Source organism: Mesorhizobium sp. M7D.F.Ca.US.004.01.2.1, assembly GCF_003997785.1.
GTDB classification, from domain to species: domain Bacteria; phylum Pseudomonadota; class Alphaproteobacteria; order Rhizobiales; family Rhizobiaceae; genus Mesorhizobium; species Mesorhizobium loti.
Window position 1 is genome coordinate 1 of the sequence record NZ_RZRQ01000119.1, and the last position, 17,134, is coordinate 17,134.

Annotated in this window: 16 protein-coding genes; 8 read left to right on the forward strand and 8 right to left on the reverse strand. The window is 62.0% G+C overall.

Annotated features, from left to right (window positions below; all coding sequences use genetic code 11):
• The 5 genes from EN993_RS17675 to EN993_RS17695 form a co-directional block, all read left to right on the forward strand.
• On the forward strand, nt 1–1,089 hold a 1,089-nt coding region (locus tag EN993_RS17675), incomplete at its 5' end, for a hydantoinase/oxoprolinase family protein (protein WP_164757696.1).
• Nucleotides 1,090–1,102: 13 nt separating this feature from the next.
• Nucleotides 1,103–3,307: a hydantoinase B/oxoprolinase family protein gene (locus tag EN993_RS17680; RefSeq protein ID WP_127264404.1), complete on the forward strand. Its 2,205-nt coding sequence runs from the start codon at nt 1,103–1,105 to the stop codon at nt 3,305–3,307.
• Entirely contained in the window at nt 3,304–3,798 is a 495-nt protein-coding gene (locus tag EN993_RS17685) for an acetone carboxylase subunit gamma (RefSeq protein WP_127264406.1), read from the forward strand. Before EN993_RS17680 ends, EN993_RS17685 begins: the two co-directional genes overlap by 4 nt.
• Nucleotides 3,799–3,885: 87 nt before the next feature.
• Nucleotides 3,886–4,713: an SDR family NAD(P)-dependent oxidoreductase gene (locus tag EN993_RS17690; RefSeq protein ID WP_127264408.1), complete on the forward strand. Its 828-nt coding sequence runs from the start codon at nt 3,886–3,888 to the stop codon at nt 4,711–4,713.
• A gap of 229 nt (nt 4,714–4,942) precedes the next feature.
• Nucleotides 4,943–6,259, forward strand: coding sequence for an O-antigen ligase (locus tag EN993_RS17695; protein ID WP_127264410.1), 1,317 nt, complete (start codon nt 4,943–4,945; stop codon nt 6,257–6,259).
• Between the two features lie 191 nt (nt 6,260–6,450).
• Here EN993_RS17695 and EN993_RS17700 read toward each other — a convergent pair whose 3' ends face one another.
• The gene (locus tag EN993_RS17700) at nt 6,451–7,716 is read right to left on the reverse strand and encodes a polysaccharide biosynthesis/export family protein (protein WP_164757697.1); all 1,266 of its coding nucleotides are present in this window, start codon (nt 7,714–7,716) and stop codon (nt 6,451–6,453) included.
• 100 nt (nt 7,717–7,816) lie between these two features.
• On the reverse strand, nt 7,817–8,494 hold the full coding sequence (locus EN993_RS17705) for a sugar transferase (RefSeq protein WP_109665930.1): 678 nt from the start codon (nt 8,492–8,494) through the stop codon (nt 7,817–7,819).
• A gap of 533 nt (nt 8,495–9,027) precedes the next feature.
• Between EN993_RS17705 and EN993_RS17710 the strand changes: the two genes are divergently transcribed.
• Nucleotides 9,028–9,372: an exopolysaccharide production repressor exox gene (locus EN993_RS17710; protein ID WP_245468876.1), complete on the forward strand. Its 345-nt coding sequence runs from the start codon at nt 9,028–9,030 to the stop codon at nt 9,370–9,372.
• A 17-nt stretch (nt 9,373–9,389) separates the two neighbouring features.
• Here the strand turns inward: EN993_RS17710 and EN993_RS17715 are convergent, their stop codons facing one another.
• From EN993_RS17715 to EN993_RS17740, 6 genes are all read right to left on the reverse strand, one after another.
• Nucleotides 9,390–11,234, reverse strand: coding sequence for an ABC transporter ATP-binding protein (locus EN993_RS17715; protein ID WP_127264413.1), 1,845 nt, complete (start codon nt 11,232–11,234; stop codon nt 9,390–9,392).
• A gap of 8 nt (nt 11,235–11,242) precedes the next feature.
• Nucleotides 11,243–12,229, reverse strand: a complete 987-nt coding sequence (locus EN993_RS17720; protein WP_127264415.1) for a serine kinase — start codon at nt 12,227–12,229, stop codon at nt 11,243–11,245.
• Nucleotides 12,226–14,154, reverse strand: coding sequence for a lasso peptide isopeptide bond-forming cyclase (locus tag EN993_RS17725; RefSeq protein WP_127264417.1), 1,929 nt, complete (start codon nt 14,152–14,154; stop codon nt 12,226–12,228). Before EN993_RS17725 ends, EN993_RS17720 begins: the two co-directional genes overlap by 4 nt.
• Nucleotides 14,151–14,528 carry a lasso peptide biosynthesis B2 protein gene (locus EN993_RS17730; protein WP_245468878.1) on the reverse strand — a complete coding sequence of 126 codons (378 nt, stop codon included), beginning with the start codon at nt 14,526–14,528 and terminating at the stop codon, nt 14,151–14,153. Before EN993_RS17730 ends, EN993_RS17725 begins: the two co-directional genes overlap by 4 nt.
• 124 nt (nt 14,529–14,652) lie before the next feature.
• The gene (locus EN993_RS17735; RefSeq protein ID WP_109665943.1) at nt 14,653–14,967 is read right to left on the reverse strand and encodes a PqqD family protein; all 315 of its coding nucleotides are present in this window, start codon (nt 14,965–14,967) and stop codon (nt 14,653–14,655) included.
• Between the two features lie 124 nt (nt 14,968–15,091).
• Nucleotides 15,092–15,244: a lasso peptide gene (locus EN993_RS17740; protein ID WP_010913078.1), complete on the reverse strand. Its 153-nt coding sequence runs from the start codon at nt 15,242–15,244 to the stop codon at nt 15,092–15,094.
• 520 nt (nt 15,245–15,764) lie between these two features.
• Between EN993_RS17740 and EN993_RS17745 the strand changes: the two genes are divergently transcribed.
• Both EN993_RS17745 and EN993_RS17750 read left to right on the forward strand, forming a co-directional pair.
• Complete coding sequence (locus EN993_RS17745; RefSeq protein WP_126067447.1) at nt 15,765–16,895, forward strand: nucleotidyltransferase family protein; 1,131 nt, start codon at nt 15,765–15,767, stop codon at nt 16,893–16,895.
• Between the two features lie 101 nt (nt 16,896–16,996).
• Nucleotides 16,997–17,134 (forward strand): glycosyltransferase (locus tag EN993_RS17750; RefSeq protein ID WP_281040567.1); only part of this gene is annotated, 138 nt, incomplete at its 3' end.

Below are 17,134 nucleotides of genomic sequence, written 5' to 3' on the forward strand. Positions count from 1 at the left end.
ATCCTCAAGGTCGACCCGCTGACCAAGAAGGTTAGCCTCGGGCCGGAAAGCGCCGGCTCCGACCCCGGCCCGATCTGCTTCGATCGCGGCGGTACCGAACCCACGATCGCCGATTGCGACGCCATTCTCGGCCGGCTGAACCCGTACTATTTCCTGGGCGGCAAGGTCGTGCTGCAGGTCGAAAAGGCGCGCCGCGCCTTCCAGGAGAAATGCTCCGACATATTGGGCGTCGGGGTGGAAGAAGCCGCCGAAGGCATGATCGACATGTTGGAGTCCGATGCCAACAACGCGTTGCGCCGGGTCATTTCGGGTCAAGGCATCCACCCCTCCGAATTCACCCTGCTCTCCTATGGCGGCTCCGGTCCGCTGCATCTGGCCGGCTGCTCCAGGGGCATCGGCTTCAAGGACATCATCACCTTCCAGTTCGCGGCCGCCTTCTCCGCCTTCGGCTGCACCACGGCCGATTTCATGCGCCGGCATTCGGTGTCGACGCAGCACGACATTCCGTCACGCGCCGATGAGGCGACGCTGACCGCTTTTGGCGCAAAGGTCACCACGGTCTGGAATGATCTGACCAAGGCCGCGGTCGACGAAATGATCGCCGACGGTCATGCCAGAGAGAAGATCAGGACCGTGCCGTTCCTGATGATGCGCTACACCGGCCAGCTCGAGGACGTCGAAGTCATGGCGCCGCTGGCCGAGGTCAATTCCGCCGACGACATGCGCAAGGTTATCGACGAGTTCGAGGCGGTCTATGCCAAGGTCAACCATCGCGTGTCGCGCTATGGCGAAGCTGGCTTCACCATCACCGAACTTGGGCTGATCGCCACCGCGGACAAGGTCAAGCCGGTGCTGCTCAAGCGTCCGCTCGGCGCCTCCAATCCGGCAGCCGCGCACAAGGGCGCCCGCGAAGCCTATATCGGCGGACGCTGGCACAAGGCCAATCTCTACGAGATGGATCTGCTGCAGCCCGGCCATGAAGTCATCGGCCCGGCCATCATCGAACATCCCGCCACCACGCTCGTCGTTCATCCGCAGGACCGCGTCCATGTCGATGAATGGACGCTGCTGCACTACACCCACGCTTGAGAGGGCGACCGCCATGTTGGACAAACCTGCCTCGGCCCTGCGCCTTCGCGAACGACTGCTCGATTCCGAGCGGCTGATGGAAGAGACCGGCTGCTATGACGGCATCACGGAACTCACGCTGCGCAACCAGGATCCGCTGAAATTCGAGACGCTGCACACCAAGCTGCGTGCCTATTGCGTCTCGGCACGCGAAATGGCGCGCCGCATCTCGGCGTCGCCCGGGGTGCGCGAGGTCGGCGAAATGGTGGTCGCCATCTATACGCCCGAGGGTGACGCCATTGCACTGTCCAACGGCATCATGGTGCATGTCCATACGATGAGCCGCTTCATCAAATGGATGATCAAGAACAATTACGAGGACAACCCGCGCATCCGCGAAGGCGACATCTTCGCCAACAACGACGCCTTCATCGGCACCGTGCAGGTGCCTGACGTCATGGACGTGGTGCCGATCTTCCATGAAGGCACGCTGGTCGGCTGGGCCGGCGCTGTTTGCCACGAACTGGAAGCCGGCGGCATCACGCCGGGCGGCGACGTCTGTCTCGCGCAGGAGCGCTTCACCGAAGGCCTGTTCGTCTGCGCCGAGAAGATCGGCGAGAACGACGAGATCCGCCGCGACTACGTCATCCGCTGCGAGCGCAACCTGCGCATGCCGATCTACTGGGTGCTCGACGAGAAGGCCAAGGTAGCCTCCTGCATCGACATGCGCGAAAGCGTCAAGCAGTTGATCTCTGAGATCGGCTTGGACTACTGGATGAAGGTGTCGAAGGAGTTCATCGAGGAAGGCCGCCGCGCCCAGCTCGCCCGCACCCGCCAACTCACCGTGCCCGGCATCTATCGCGGCCACACCTTCTACGGCCACGTCACCGCGGGAAAGCCCGGCTTCCAGCTGCTCGGCGATCCCGACTGGCTCTACAACATCCCGATCGAGATGGAGATCACCACCGACGGCAAGATTACCATGGACTTCGAGGGCACGCAGCCCTGGGGCTACCATTCGATGAACTGCACGCCGGCCGGCATGGATGGCGGCATGTTCGTCACCTTGACCCAGCACATGAATTTCGAAGGACTGGTCAATGACGGCGCCTGGATGGCGACCGAACTGAAACTGCCGCACGGCACCTGGACCAATCCCGACAACGAGATGGTGGCCACCGCCACTTCATGGGCCTTGCTGCTGCCGGCCTACGGCGTCTTCCAGCGGCTTTTGTCGCGCGGCTTCGTGGCGCGTGGCTTTGTCGAGGAAGCCTTTGTCGGCCAGGTCAACAGCCCGATGATCGAAATGGGCGGCGAAAGCCAGTACGGCACGCCGTTCGGCATGGCGCATTTCGAATGCGCCGCCGCCGGTTCCGGCGCGCTGGCCATCAAGGATGGCCTCGACACCGCCTATGTCGGCTGGAATCCGGAATCCGACATGGGCAACATCGAGGTCTGGGAACAGTCGATGCCGATGGTCTATATCGGCCGCTCGATCGTGCCGAATTCCGGCGGCGCCGGCAAATATCGCGGCGGCTGTTCCTTCGTCTCGACCTGGCTGATCAACAAGACCTCGCATCTGCGGCTCCACACCTCCGAGCACTCCTCGCGCGTGTTCGACAATGGCGGCATGTGCGGCGGCTATCCGGCGCCGACCTGCCAGAAGCATCGCGCGGTGCGTAATTCCAACATCCACGAACTGGCCGCCAAAGGTGCGCCGCTGGCGCACGCGCCCGGCATCGACCCTGACGTCTCCGACTACGAGAAGAACATCGGCGGCGACCATGTCGTGGTCGAAGGTCCCTACATCACCTCGCCGCACAAATCCGGCGACATCTTCAGCCATTCCTACAATGGCGGCGGCGGCTATGGCGACGTGCTGGAGCGCGATCCGATCAAGACGGCCTGGGATGTCGAGAACGGCTTTCTCACCCGCGAGGCGGCGGACCAGGTGTTCGGCATCGTGCTTAAGGACGATGGAGACGGCTATCCCGTTGCCGATATCGACGCCACGGTCAAACGCCGCGCCGCCATGCGCAAGGAGCGTCTGGCCAAGGCGATCCCGGTTTCGGACTGGATCGCCAAGGAGCGTGGCCGAGTCGAAAAGGCGGACTTCGCCCCGGAGGTGAAGAAAATGTACACCAGCGCGATCAAGCTGTCGTCGCGCTTCACCAAGGAATTCAGCGAGTTCTGGAACGTCGACGCCAGATCGATCTTCATGCCGGGAGCAAAGCCATGACCTCATACAGCAAGGAAGTCCTCGGCGATCTGGCCGCCGGCAAGCTGCCCTGGCCGCAGACAAGGCGCATCATGAGCGCCTACAAGGATGATGACCGCTTCTTCAAGATGGTTGTCGTCTATCAGGACCGTGTCGCCTGGAAGGACCCGATCCTGCTGCCGGTCTCGGACCACCTCTTCATCTGCCAGAGCGGCGACGAGCGGATCACCCGCTGCGAATGCGGCCACTCCTTTGGCGACTATCGCAAGAATTGGAAGCTCAACGCCGCGATCAACGTGCGCAACACCGAGGAGGCTTTGCGGGAGATCTATCCCAACAGCGATCTCCCTGATCCCGAATGGATGGAAATCCGCGAATTCATCTGTCCGCAGTGCGGCACGCTGCATGAGGTTGAAGCGGCGGCACCCGGTTATCCCATAGTTCACGATTTCGAGCCCGACCTCGAAGGCTTCTATCGCGAATGGCTGGGCAAACCTCTCCAGGAAACATGAATCGCTGTCGATGGAGGCTGGCCGGTGTGATTGCCAAATCCGGCCGGGCCTGATTGCCTGCCCGGAACGAAGCGGAGACCGTGCGCCATGAACAACCTTTCCGGCCGCAGTGCCATCGTCACCGGCGGTTTCTCGGGCATGGGCTTCGCCATTGCGACGGCCTTGGCTGAAGCCGGCGCCAATGTCGCCGTCGGCTCCTACATCGCGCCCGCCGACGCTGACAGATCAGACGCCGCCTATTATCCAGGCGCGGACGAGATCGAGCGCGTGCTCGCGGCTCTCGCCGCGCATGGAACGAAAGTTCACGCCGCCCATCTCGACGTCCGTAACAGCGATGTCACCAACCGTTTCGCGGCGGATGCCGAAGCCGCCATCGGCCCCGCCGACATTCTGGTCAACGCCGCAGGCACCACCGCAGAGCAGCCGGTCTGCGGCCATTCCGACGCGCTGTGGGACAAGATCGTCGACACCAACCTGACCGGCGCCTTCCGCGCCACCCGCGCGGTTCTGCCCGGTATGATGGAGCGCGGCTGGGGCCGCATCGTCAATATCGGCTCGACCGCTGCCTCGGTTGGCTGGAAGGACAACCCTGCCTACTGCGCGTCCAAGGCCGGCCTTCTCGGTCTCACGCGCTGCGTGGCGCTGGAAGGGGCCGCGCATGGCGTCACCTGCGTCATGATCAGCCCGACCTGGGTCGAAACTGAACTGATGCGCCGCAACGTGGCGCAAGTCGTCGAGCGCGAGGGTAAGGGGCGCACCGCTGAGGAAGCGATGGCCGAGATCGCCAAAGGCAACCCGCAGCAGCGCATGCTGCAACCGCAGGAGATCGCCGCTTTGGCCGTTTTCCTGTGCTCGGACCTGGCCAAGGGCATCACCATGGAAAACATACAGATAACCGGCGGAGCCCTGTGGTAGCGTTTGCGCCGACAGGAGACAGAGCCTGATCCAGGCCACCTGGCCGGACGGACCTCTCTGCAGATGCCGCGCTGTAAGACAAGGTGACCGGATTTGCCATTGAGCGCAGGGCGCGATAGGTTATATTGCACTGCACAATGGAGACGCCGTTTATTGCACGCCCATGTTTGCGAAGATTCCGGCCGGCTCATGGCTTGCCGGCCCTGGGTCGTGTCGGCGGGAATCTGAGATGAAGATTCCAAAGTCCCTGCTGGTCGATCCCGAGAAGAACTCGGTCTATGGCGCCTTTGCCGTAGCCGTCTCGATCTGGGCGTTTTCCTATTCGGTCATTTTCGGCCAGGTGCTGATCCTGGCCTACTATGCGGTCTGGCTTCCGCTCATCCTGGTCGACTACCGGCGGTTCCTGCGACATCTGTCCAGCGCCTGGCTGCCGCTGCTGTTTGCGGCCTATGTCTGCTTCTCGGTTTTCTGGTCGCAGGCGCCCGGCGTCACCACGAGGACGTCGATCCAGTATTTTTCCCATATCGCCTGCGCATATGTCGCTGCGCGTACCGTCAGCGTGCGCACGCTGACCATAGGGGCGCTGGTCGGGATATTCGTCGTCCTTCTCTATTCGCTGAAGGTTGCGAACTATTCCGAGGACGTTCTCGACGGCACCGTCAACTTTGTCGGCGCCTTCGCCTCCAAGAACCAGATCGGCTTTGTCGGCTCGCTCGGCATCTATTTCTGCGCCGTCTTCCTTGCCTTTTACAGGCGCGGCCGGCTGAGCTTCATCCTGGCGGTGCCCGTCGTGCTGCTGTCGGCCTATGTGCTGGTCGTCTCGCATTCCGCCACCTCGATGGCCTCGATACCGGCAGTTCTGGCGCTGGTGGCGCTTCTTGCGATGAGCAAACTTCTGTCACGGCGCTATCGCCGGGTGATCTTCCTGGTCGGCGCCGGCCTGCTGGTGGTGACTGCCTTCGTCGCCTTGAATCTCGGGCTGATGGACTTCGTCCTCGGCCTCTTCGGCAAGGATTCGACGCTCACCGGGCGAACCTATCTGTGGGAGCAGGGCTGGAACGCCGTGCAAAAAGCGCCGCTTCTCGGCGTCGGCTATGCAGCCTATTGGGTGCAGGGCTTCGCCGAAGCCGAGCGGCTGTGGAACGAGTTCTACATCACCACCCGCACCGGCTTCCACTTCCACAACACTTATATCGAGGCCCTCGTCGAGCTCGGCTTCGTCGGGGCGACGCTGGTCTCGCTGATCATGCTGCGCACGCTCTACGGCCACGTTTCGGCGGTCATCTTCAGGACCTGGCAGGCGGATTCGGTGATCCTCTTCGGCGTGATGGTGCTGCTGCTGATCCGCTCCTTCGTCGAGGTCGAGATTCTCAACCCCTACATCATGGGCTCTTTCCTGATGTATTTCAGCTTCTTCAAGCTGGTGCGGCTGCCCGTTTCCAGCCGCACGCGGCGGTCGCAGGCCCTGGCGCCGGCGGAGGCGGCCAGGGGGGAGGCTGACTGGCCCCGGCATGCCGGCCGTCCGGCGGCGGCCGGTCCGTCATAAACCATCATCTCGCGGGCTGAAGGGAGCGGCCGTCCCCTTGAGCAGGCATGTGCTCGGACGGGAAGCCTCGATCCCGAGACGGTTATTACCGTTTCCGCAGGGAGATGTTCAAACAACAGAGCCAGAGCCTCATCCCGATTCTATCGGGGTGAGGCTCTGGCTCGAAACACTGGATCGTGTTGGAAGTCGGGCTACTGGCTGGCCAGCGGTGCCAGCTTGACCTTGATCACATCGCCAGGCAGCACCAGTGTGTCTTCCTTGGCGGCGATTTCGCTGGTCTTGCTGTCGACATTGCGCACCAGTGAATAGAGCAGGGTGGGCTGCTGATCATTTGTCATAGCGGCCGTCGTCGCGGGATCGGTGGCCTGGGCGATCAGGCCTTTCTGCATATTCGCCTTGAGCGCGGCCTCGTTCAGGTCGGCTTCGGTCTGCTGCCGGTCGGTGGCGAGACTTGAACTCAAGGTGTTCTGGGCATCGATGGCGTCCTGCTTTGCCTTGCTGATCGCCTGTTTGGCGGTGAGGATGGCCGTTTCGTAGTCCAGGATCTTGCCTTGCAGGTCGGCGACGGACTGCCGCGAATCCAGCAGTCGGGCGTTGGCGATCAGGCCTTTCTGCGCGAGCGGACCGATGCTGGTGAGTTGCTGCTGCGCCAGGTCGACCTGCTGCTGCTGATTGACGATCTTCTTCTGCAGCGATTCGATCTCGGATTCCAAAACCCCTTTCAGATCGTCGAGTGCCTCGAGTTTCAGCTTCAGCGCCTTTTGGTCGGCCGTCAGGATCGTCATCTCGTCCGCGACGATGGCTGGCAGTCGCGGATCGCCCTCGACCTCCTTCGGCACGTCGAAACTCGCCTTGCCGGCCATATCCGCGTCGATGCGGGCGCGCCTGACGATAAGCCGAATGCGCTGGTCGTCGGAGACATCGAAATTGCCCTTGGCGGTGACCAGGTCTTTGCCGAGTTGAGGGCCGTAGTCGGCGTTTCTCCTGATGCCGCCGGCGACGCTGATGGCCTTCAACACTGTCAGGTCGGGCACATAAGGAAACTGGCCAGGGTTCTGGACTTCGCCCGAAATGTAGAATGGCCGGAACTGCGCCATCTCGACCGAGGCTTCCGGTCTGTCCGATAGAGCGAGCTTTTTCTGCAAAGCCTCGCCGATCGCTGTTGCGATTTCGGATGTGGTCTTGCCGGATGCCGGCATCTCGCCGACGAACGGCACCGATAGTGTGCCGGATGGACCGACCGTGTACTCGCCATTCACCGCCGACCAGTCACGAAATGTGCCTTCCACGGTCTGCCATTCGGCGACGCGGATGGTCAGCTTGTCCTGCGACCCGAGGCGGTAGTCGCCGGCGGCTGCGATGTGGGGGATGACGAGCGACACGGCAAGGCATGTGGCCAGCAAACGCGCCCGCCGCAGGCGGCCGGAAACCGGGCCGTTGCGAAAGGCTTCGAACATATCTGTTTTCAACTGAACGTTCCGATCCGCTTTAGCCCCATCGCCCGATGAGCTTGCGTAGAATGGCCGGCACCAATGTCTGGCATCGGCGAAAGGCTGGTCAGTAAGAGCCGCGCGACATCCACACGGCCGGGACGGTCTTGATGATGATGCGAACGTCCTCGAACAGCGACCAGTTCTCGACATAGTGGCGGTCGAAGGCGACGCGGCTGTCATAGGATACATCGTTGCGGCCGCTGACCTGCCACAGGCCGGTCAGGCCCGGGCGGGATTTAAGGTAGTAGACCGCGGATGTGCCATAGATTTCCAGTTCGTCGCGCACGACCGGACGAGGGCCGACAAGGCTCATGTCGCCCTGCAGGATGTTGATGATCTGCGGCAGTTCGTCGAGGCTGAGTTTCCTCAGCACCGCTCCTACGCGGGTGACGCGCGGGTCGCTCTTCAGCTTGCGGGTCGCGATCCATTCTGCATTGGCGTCCGGGTTGGTGGCGAGATAGGCTGCCAGCACCTTGTCGCCGTCCGGAACCATGGTGCGAAACTTCAGGCAAGGAAAAATCCGCCCGCCGCGCCCGATTCGCCTGTGGCCGTAGAAGATCGAGCCACCGTCGGAAAACTTGACGAGCAGCGCTATCATGACAAACAGCGGGCTGAGGGCGATCAAGCCAATCAGTGAACCGGTGATATCGAAGCTGCGTTTGAGCAGGCCGCCGATCGGCGGCGGAAAATCGATGTCAGCCTGCGAAAAGCTCGCCGTGGCCGACTTGGCAACGTCCCTCATGCCGTAAACTCCATGCGTTGAACGAATGGTTCACCACACGATACCAAAAAAATGTTGCAGCGCAACACACAATTTCCCACCCCGTTGAAATAGTCACGTCATGAATTGACTAAATAATAAGCTAGACATGCACAAATTTCGGGATGTTTAGCACATTTGTGACAATAAACGGGCAGCATTGAAAAAATAAGGACCTTTTTGGGGCGGTTTTTAGGCAGGCCTACCTATCTGCCGGGATGAGGGACACGTTAGTGCTTTAGCATGCCATGATACTTGGGAAAAACCATATAAAATACTACTTAATATTGCCCATTCTACTGAAAACCGCGGATGGCCGGAGATCGGCTTGAATCCGGTCGCGTGCATTGCACCATGGCAGAGTCGATCGCAAAAGCTCAATCAAAAATATCCGCAGTTGCCCTTGCCGCCTACTGTTCGCCTTAATAGAATTGCAAATTATACCTGTCAGAGTAGCGACAGGTATCAAAGGCCGGAAGCAACCGGTCGAGAGTGGGCGACCTTAACAAGCCCACATGACAAGGGACGGCGCTCGGGTGGGGCAATCGTTAAATATACCCGAGCCGGTTTATGGGCTGTTGGGTATGGCGCTTCCAAAATTCATCCTCGGGATGATTTTCGCTTTGGCGATCGTCGTCGGCTGGTCGTGGCTGGGCGGCGCGTCGATAGGTACAATACTGCTGCGCGTCATCATCTGCGCCGTGGTCATTCAGGCGGGCTATTTCGTGCTCATCTATGCCATGATCGCCAGGAGCGCGCCGACGCCGGCCGACATGGCTCGTGACGTTGAACGAAAACTGAATGCCCCCGAGGTCGCCGAAGGCGAGAAGCTGGGCAGCGCCAGGCGCAGCCTGCACTAACCAGCGCCCGACCCGCCTCAGGCGACGTTGGCGGGTTTGGTCTCCGACTGTTCACTCGACAGCATCCTCGACAACCGGCTGCCGGCTTTCTCCTTCAGCCGCTGATATTGGCCGACCTCGACGATACGGCCGTTTTCAATCGCCACCACCCAGTCGGCGAAGGCGATCATCGACGGCCGGTGCGCTATGGTCAGGATCGTCATCGTGCCGCGCAATCCATCGATCGACCTGGCGATCAGCGACTGGTTTTGCCAGTCGAGCGCGCTGGTGGCCTCGTCCAGGATGAGCAGCGACGGCTTGCGCAGCAGTGCGCGCGCAAGCGCTATGCGCTGGCGTTCGCCGCCCGAGAGCCGCACGCCGCGGTCGCCGACCACCGTCTCGAGCCCGAGGTCGAGCCGTTCGACGAATTCGCCGGCGTGCGCCTGATGCAGCGCGGTCCACAGATCGTCATCGCTGGCCCGCGGCGCGGCAAGGCGCAGGTTTGCGGCGATCGTGTCATGCATCAGGAACACGTCCTGCGGCACATAGGCCACCTGGCCGCGCCAGCGGCGGCGATTGACGGCATCGATCTCGACGCCGTCGACGAGCATTTTGCCGGTGGTCGGTTCGAGCAGGCCAAGCAGCATGTCGGCAATCGTGCTCTTGCCCGATCCGGAAGGACCTATCAGCGCGGTGACCTTGCCAGCCGGCAGGCCGAAGGTGATGCCGGTGACCACCGACTTGGCAGGGTCGTCGCCATAGAAGAACGAAACGTCCCTTAGGTTGAGCCCGGTGGCGAGCGACAACTTGCTGCCTTCCCCGGCGGCGCCATCGCCTGGCTCGCGTTCGGCATCGAAACGCGCCTGCATGCTGCGCATCGCCGTATAGGCGGGCATATTGATCAGCACCTGCTGAGCCTGTGTCTGCATGTCCATGAAGCGCGGCGCGATGCGCATGAAGACCAGGAGCAGGACGACGATCTCGGCCAGCGACAGGTTGAAGCGGACCAGCGCCACATAGATGAACAGGCTCAGGCCGACGACACTCGCCACCTGGAACACCGCGGTGCCGATGGTGCTGTTGCGCACATAGTCGACATTGTCGGCCTTCATCTTTTCCAGCGTCGACTGCAATTGCGCGAAATAGCTGGCTTCGACGTTCAGGCTCTTGGCCACCTTGATGCCGCCAAGAAATTCCGAGACCGTCCGGTATTGGTCCTGGCGATTGGCGGTCAGCACCCGGCCAAAGGCAGTGGCCCGTGTCCGGAAGGGCTGCAGCGCCACGAACATCAGGATGCCGATGACGACGGCAAACAACGTCATGACCGGCGAGATGAACGTGGAAATCAAGAGATAGCCGGCCAGAAGTACGGCGATCTGCACCAGCATCAACAGCGAGAACGCAGCGCCCTGGACGCGGTCGATGTCGCCGGTCAGGGCATGATCGAGGTCGGAACTCCGCATGCGCGTAAAAACACCCCAGCGCGCCTTGCCGATGCTCTCGAACAGGTTCATGCGGACGCGGTTGATGAAATCGAACAGCAGTTTGGCCATGTAGACCGACTTGAAGCGGTTGAATGCTGCCTGCACCGCAACAAGCCCGACGAGTGCACAGAGCACCGTCGTCAGTTGCAGCGTGCCATCCGGCACCAGCCAGCGCACGAGATCATTGTTCGGCAGCTTGACTGCAAAATCCTGGTCGGAGCGTCCGACCAGGTGCAGCAGCGGGATGAGCAGCAGGATGGAGATGCCCTCGGTCAGGCTGCCCAGGATGAGGAAAATCAGTGCCGTCCAGGCTCGCCGACCGCCGATCTGGGCAATGGCGGCGCCGAATGCGGCAATTTCTCGAAACAGCGACAGGCGAAGGATTGAGGACTTCGACATGATTGCGCTCACGACCGCCGACTGCCAGCCGCCAGATCCCTTTCGATCAGGCCCACGGCTTCGCCGATCCTGTCCAGACCCGTTGGGACTTCCAGCCGGCACACGCCGACATGGTTAGCAATCCATGAACATTGCCGAAGATGTGTCGCCGCGAAATCGTCGGGCAGGGCCGCGCGGCCGAAACGCGTCACATAGGAGAATTTGATGATGGCCGGCAGGGCGGCAATGGCAGGCAGGGGCGTGATATCGGCCCTTTCGCCGCGCTCGAGAATATAAATCCTGGTCGCCGGCACCGTTTCGCCGGAAAAGCCACCGTTCAGGCGATGCTGCATCTTGTCGATCGCCGGATGCACTTGCGGCCGCACGTCCGCTTGCCTGAGCGAGATCGCCGCCGCGGCGTCAGCCGCCAGCTTGATCTGCGGAAAACCCGGAACAATCATCGGCTCACTCGGATCGGCGAGGTTCAGCGCCACCACGTCATCGGTAAGCAGTTGATGTCCGGCCCGGATCATAGCGCTTGCCGTCGTCGACTTGCCGGCCCCCTTGTCGCCCATGAAGATGGCGCTCGTGCCGGCGACGGCAATGGCGCTGGCATGCAGAACGAGCAGGCGGCGCCTGTGCAAGAGCAGCGCCATGACTGGGCCGAGCAGTGGAAACGCGATCAGCGTATCGTCGACGCCGGGCGCCGGCTCGATGTCGATACGGCGGCCATCGCTGATCAGGAACGCGCCGACGGCATGCCAGGCCAGATATTGCCGGTCCGGCTCGAAACGGAAGTCGGTCGCGGCCTCGGGCGAGGGCGTTGGCAGGCCGATCGCGCCGACGGCGATGACGACATCGGCCGCCCCCGGCGCCCCCGGCTCCAGTTCGGGCAACGTCACCTCGGACGCGATGGTCAGGCCATAGGCCCGGTAGAAGCGGCGTTCCCGCACGACCCGGCCATGCGGACGGGGATTATCACTGTATGCGGCGAGCGGCTCGTTGCGCGGTGTCATGCGGGGCTCCCGCTGTGCTGGAGTTGCCGCAGCCAGAGCGACAGTGAGGCCGAGCGCCAGACATACTGTACATCCAGGGGTGCTGCCTGATCGGGTTGGCGCAGCAGTCGCGCATAGGCAGCACTCACCTGAGGCAGATTGACGTAGGGCGCGATGCGGCTCGCATCCGAGACCAGCAGCTGTTCCAGGAGGTCGCGGTGGTTGCGCAGCATGCCGTTGACGAGATTGGCGGTGAAATCGATCTTGTCGCGCCGCCACTGCACCGCCGTCGGCAGGACGCCTTGCATAGCGCGGCGCAGCACATAGCGGCCAAAGCCGTGGCTCAGCTTCTCCTCACCCGGCAGTGCCAGGCAGAACTCGACCAGCGGCTTGTCCCAGAAGGGGTAGCGCGGCTCGACGCCGAAATTGGCTGCGGCCTTGTCGAGAACCTCGAAAGCATGCGGGACATAGCCGTTTGACAGGATCCAGCGATGGCTCAAGGCGTCGCTGGCCTGGATGCCGGGCGGCATGTAGCCGGCCCGATGAAACCGGTCGACCAGCTCGGTGCGCCTGGCCAGATCCGGATTGATCAGGTCGCGCCAGCCGCGCGGCGCCCCAGTCGGCTTGCGAAACTTGTTCAGCGTACGGTTCGCCAGATGTCTCAGTCTGGCGACGCGCCAGGCCGGCCCGTAGAGGGTCAGGAACTGGAAATACAGGCCAAGCGTGCTGTCGCCATAGGTGTTGGAGGCGCTGCGCACCTCGCGCCACAGATCCATCCATCTGCCGGCATTGGCAAGCTCGTGCAGGTGGCCGTGGCCTTGGGAAACGACCTCGTCGCCGCCATGGCCGTCAAGCAGCACCTTGATGCCCTTGGCGCCGGCAGTCCGATAGATGCCGCGGGTGAGCGTCAGGCCCGGTGCCAGGAACGTTCCTTGCTGTTCTTCCAGCACGCGTTCGAATTCGGCGAATGGCGCATAGTTGCCCACTGGTATCAGTGTCGGGTCAAACTGCTGCTGGTCGAGGACGGCATCGATGAACGGCCGCTCGTCCATCGGCGAGCCCTTCTCGAAAATCAGCGAGAAGGTGGGCAGCTTCGGTTTGCGTGCGGCGGCATTCTGCAGGCCGGCGACACAGGCGATCGACGAGGAATCGAGGCCGCCGCTCAGCATTGCGCCGACCGCCTGACTTCCCCGCATGCGGTTGCGCACCGATTGCGAGAACAGGTGGGCGAATTCCTCTGATGCATCGGACCGCAAGGGCCGCGCCGACGGCTCGATCTGCCAGTAGCGGCGCAGCACCACCTGTTGCGCGGTGACAGTGAGGCTGTGGCGGGCCGGCAGGCTGAATACATCGCTGTAGGGAGTGGACTGTGGGTCGTCGGGAAGCCCGGCCAGGAACCCGGAAATCTGGTGCTCGCTGATGCGTGTGTCGACTCCCTCGACGCCCAGGACCGGCCCGATCTCCGAGGCAAAGGAAAAACGCTGGTCCGCCGCGTGGTAGTAGAACGGCTTGACGCCGAAATGGTCGCGCGCGCAAAACAGCGATTGCCGTTCGCCATCCCAGATGGCGAAGGCGAAATCGCCTTGCAGGTGCATCGGGCAGGTTTCGCCCCAGCGCAGATAGGCCCGCATCAGCAGGATCGCGTCGGCGACCGACCGGTCTCGGATGCCGAGCCTGGCCAGCAGCTCGTCACGGTTGTCCAGCCGGCAATCGGCGGTGATAGCGAGCCTGCCGCCAGCCATCGTCTGCGGACCGGGGCCGGCTTCATCCGTGGTGTTGAGCCAGGCGTGGCCAAGCGCGATGTTGGCACCCAGCCACCACGAACTGCCGTCAGGGCCGCGATGGCGCATGCGAGCCAGCATCTGCTGGATGTCGGCCGCCGCGACCGCCGGTGGGTGTCCCAGGGGATGTCCTTGTCGCAGCAGAATTCCGGCGACGCCGCTCATCGGCTGCCGTGATCGATGAGATGAGCGAAACCGTCGATCGATCCGCCAAGCACGATATGGTTGTCGCTGATCAGCCAGGCATGTGCCTTCAGTTGCTCGCCCGTGCCGCGTTCAATGCCGATGCGTATCTTCGATTCATTGCCCTGGCGGGCGAGAATGTATTGACCCGAAAGCGCCTGGGTCAGGCACGTGGCGTAAGGGACGAAACGGGCCGCGGCAGCAACGCCCCAGGCGACACGCCGCAACTCGCCCATCGAGGCGCACTGACGCGCGTCGAGCCGCATCACCAGGCTGCGAACACGGTTATAGGAGAGCAGCGTCAACCCCAGCCGAACCGCCGCGACCACCAGCAGGCAGCGGCCAAGGAAGATCATTTCCGAGCCGCTCAGGGAGAAAACCCTGAACAGACTGCGCCGGCTTCCCCGACGCTTCGTCTGCCTGGGGCTTGTTTCCGTCGCGGGTTCCTGCCGCAAAACCATGGCCTTGTGCGGGACCGGCTTAGACAAGTGCCTCATGATGCAGCCTCGCAAGCCCGTTGTCGGCCAGGCCCTTCAGCAATGCGTCGATGTCGGCCTGGCAGCGCTCCGGGTCGACAGTGTAGCGCGCAAGCACGGCGCCGCGGATGTCGGCGATCGACCTGGGCTCCTGGATCAGCTCCCAGATGAAGGCACCGACGCCGTTCAGGCTGTAATAGATGTTGGATTTGAGGTTGAGCAGCGCCAGGCCATTGCCGAATTCGCAAGCCACGGCATCCTTGGTCGCACTCACCAAATCGTGGTCGGCCAAATCATGGTTGGATAGTTTCCAGTTCATCCCAAAACCTCGCTTACGATACGCACGGGCAGTTCCAGGCAATGAAAGTGGAGTCGGAGGTTTGGCCCCCGACTCTCTTAATTTTTTGGATCCAGAGTCGTCACCCCGGAAAACTGCGATTGGCTCAGGAGAACGTCAGGTCGCCGATCGGCGTGTGCGCGGGGAACGATGCGTCGATCGCCGTGCTGCCGCCGCCGCCCTGGGTGATGGTTTCAATCGAACCATGCACCGTCAGGCTTGGCGTTTCGTATTCATGCTTTTCAACATTCTGTTCCATTTTACTCTCCGATAAGGACTGGAAACGGCCTGTCGAGTGCCGTCAGCACGTACATGCTGCAGCGCAATAGCTGCATGGCAGCATTTATGAGTCAAGCCTGATTTACCAAGCGTTAATCAATTACGGGTTGCGGGCGTCACCATATGTGTGAGCCATGCCCAAGCCCTGACTTCTTTCGAGCCGATTCCTTGTGCACAAGGGCCATGTCGACGTCTATTCTTTAAGCGATTGATTTTGCTTGCATAAAGTGTCCACTTAGGTGCCTCTTTTTTAGGCATCTCTAATGCGGTAAATCTTGTTTGGAAAATCCTTGCTGAAGATCGGCTGAAACGCCCTGGTAAGGGGGTGTTTCAACTGTGGTTTTCGCCACCCCTCAGCCGATGTCGCTAAACGCGATGGTTGCAAAATTTCGCACTGCAAAAGGAAAAGCTTTACGGCATCAAGGTTTTTGGCGATGCTTGCTTCGCACCTGCAGCATAAGCGTCGCGCAAACCGCTTTCTTTGGGAGACTGTGCGCTAAATGGCCTTGCCGGATGGTTCATACGAACGATTGCGCGCCGCCGACTGTGCCGACGAGGTGGCCTATGTGCGGGCCTGCCTGCGGTTGTATTTCGCCGGGCCGCGTGCCGCCGCCGGCGACGTGTCGATGCCTGGCCTTGCGGGTGCCAACGTTGCCGACATTGCCAGGCTGAACAAGGTCGCGACCTTTGTCCTCAAGGCCCTGTCGCGCGCACCCGCGCATGAAAGGCCGCCCGAGCTTTTCCAGTGGCTCGACACCTACCGCAGGAGAACGGTTTCAATGAACGCGTCCTGCATCATGGATTCGATGGCGATCCATGATGTGCTGCGCGCCAACGAGATCGATTTCGTCTTTCTGAAGGGCCCGTTCCAGCAGCAACTGCTCTATGACGACCACTTCATGAAGCCCTCGGGCGATGTCGACATCCTGGTTTCGCCGGTCGGGTTTTTCAGGGCGCGTGGTGCGCTTCGCACGATCGGCTATGAGGTCGCAGGCAAGTCGCGCTCCGTCTGGTGGGTCCGCTTCCTCGGCGAACAGCACATGACCCGCGGCGACGGCCCGAAACCATCCACGGTCGATCTTCATTACCGCCTCCAGCAACCCGGCTCCCCAAGCCCGCGTGATGCGGACGGGTTTCTGCGGCGCAAGCGACAGGTCGAAATCGCCGGTGCGACCGTACCGTTCACCTCGGTTGCCGATACTTTGCTTTTGTCCTGCATCAGCGTCGCCAAGGCGCTTTTCAACCGGGAACCCTGTGCGGGTTACGTCTGCGATATCAGAGCCAGCGCCAGCCGCCTCGACGAGGCGGATCAGCAACGTGTGCTCGATGCCGCAGCCGCGCAGGGCCTGGATGACACGCTGCTGCTTGGCCTGCGCGCCGCCGATGTGCTACTTGGCGCCGCCGGCACGCTGCTGTCGGAGCGCGCAACCCGGATCCTGTCGCGCATCGGCAATGAGGATCTGCTCAGCATGGTCATCGCGCCGTGGCTGCCGTCGCTGCGGTGGCCGCAGCGGCGAACGGTGCTGTGGGAACTGTGCGGCCGCGCGCCGGTTCGCTATCTGGCCGAAGCCGGCTGGGCGGCGTCCGCCGACATCAGCCGCCGCATCTTTGAGCGGCCAGGCAGTCGCTGAATAAAGACAGATTGGACGCTGATGGCAATTCTATAGGGCATTGAACGAGTACGGGGCGAGGGCAAATCGATATCACCTGTACGAGAGGCAAATCCATGTCGATGACGAAATCCGAGGTCTGCGTGATCATCGCGGCAAAAAACGCGGCAGCGACAATCGCTGTCGCCATCGCGTCCGCGTTGCGCGAGCCGGAAGTGGCGGAGGTCGTCGTCGTCGATGACGCCTCCACCGACGACACC

Coding starts and splice junctions, on each gene's coding strand:
- EN993_RS17745 (WP_126067447.1), top strand. CDS start 15,765: ATGGCCTTGCCGGATGGTTCATACGAACGATTGCGCGCCGCCGACTGT.
- EN993_RS17735 (WP_109665943.1), bottom strand. CDS start 14,967: ATGAACTGGAAACTATCCAACCATGATTTGGCCGACCACGATTTGGTG.
- EN993_RS17680 (WP_127264404.1), top strand. CDS start 1,103: ATGTTGGACAAACCTGCCTCGGCCCTGCGCCTTCGCGAACGACTGCTC.
- EN993_RS17705 (WP_109665930.1), bottom strand. CDS start 8,494: ATGAGGGACGTTGCCAAGTCGGCCACGGCGAGCTTTTCGCAGGCTGAC.
- EN993_RS17740 (WP_010913078.1), bottom strand. CDS start 15,244: ATGGAACAGAATGTTGAAAAGCATGAATACGAAACGCCAAGCCTGACG.
- EN993_RS17730 (WP_245468878.1), bottom strand. CDS start 14,528: ATGATCTTCCTTGGCCGCTGCCTGCTGGTGGTCGCGGCGGTTCGGCTG.
- EN993_RS17700 (WP_164757697.1), bottom strand. CDS start 7,716: ATGTTCGAAGCCTTTCGCAACGGCCCGGTTTCCGGCCGCCTGCGGCGG.
- EN993_RS17685 (WP_127264406.1), top strand. CDS start 3,304: ATGACCTCATACAGCAAGGAAGTCCTCGGCGATCTGGCCGCCGGCAAG.
- EN993_RS17690 (WP_127264408.1), top strand. CDS start 3,886: ATGAACAACCTTTCCGGCCGCAGTGCCATCGTCACCGGCGGTTTCTCG.
- EN993_RS17720 (WP_127264415.1), bottom strand. CDS start 12,229: ATGACACCGCGCAACGAGCCGCTCGCCGCATACAGTGATAATCCCCGT.
- EN993_RS17725 (WP_127264417.1), bottom strand. CDS start 14,154: ATGAGCGGCGTCGCCGGAATTCTGCTGCGACAAGGACATCCCCTGGGA.
- EN993_RS17715 (WP_127264413.1), bottom strand. CDS start 11,234: ATGTCGAAGTCCTCAATCCTTCGCCTGTCGCTGTTTCGAGAAATTGCC.
- EN993_RS17695 (WP_127264410.1), top strand. CDS start 4,943: ATGAAGATTCCAAAGTCCCTGCTGGTCGATCCCGAGAAGAACTCGGTC.
- EN993_RS17710 (WP_245468876.1), top strand. CDS start 9,028: ATGACAAGGGACGGCGCTCGGGTGGGGCAATCGTTAAATATACCCGAG.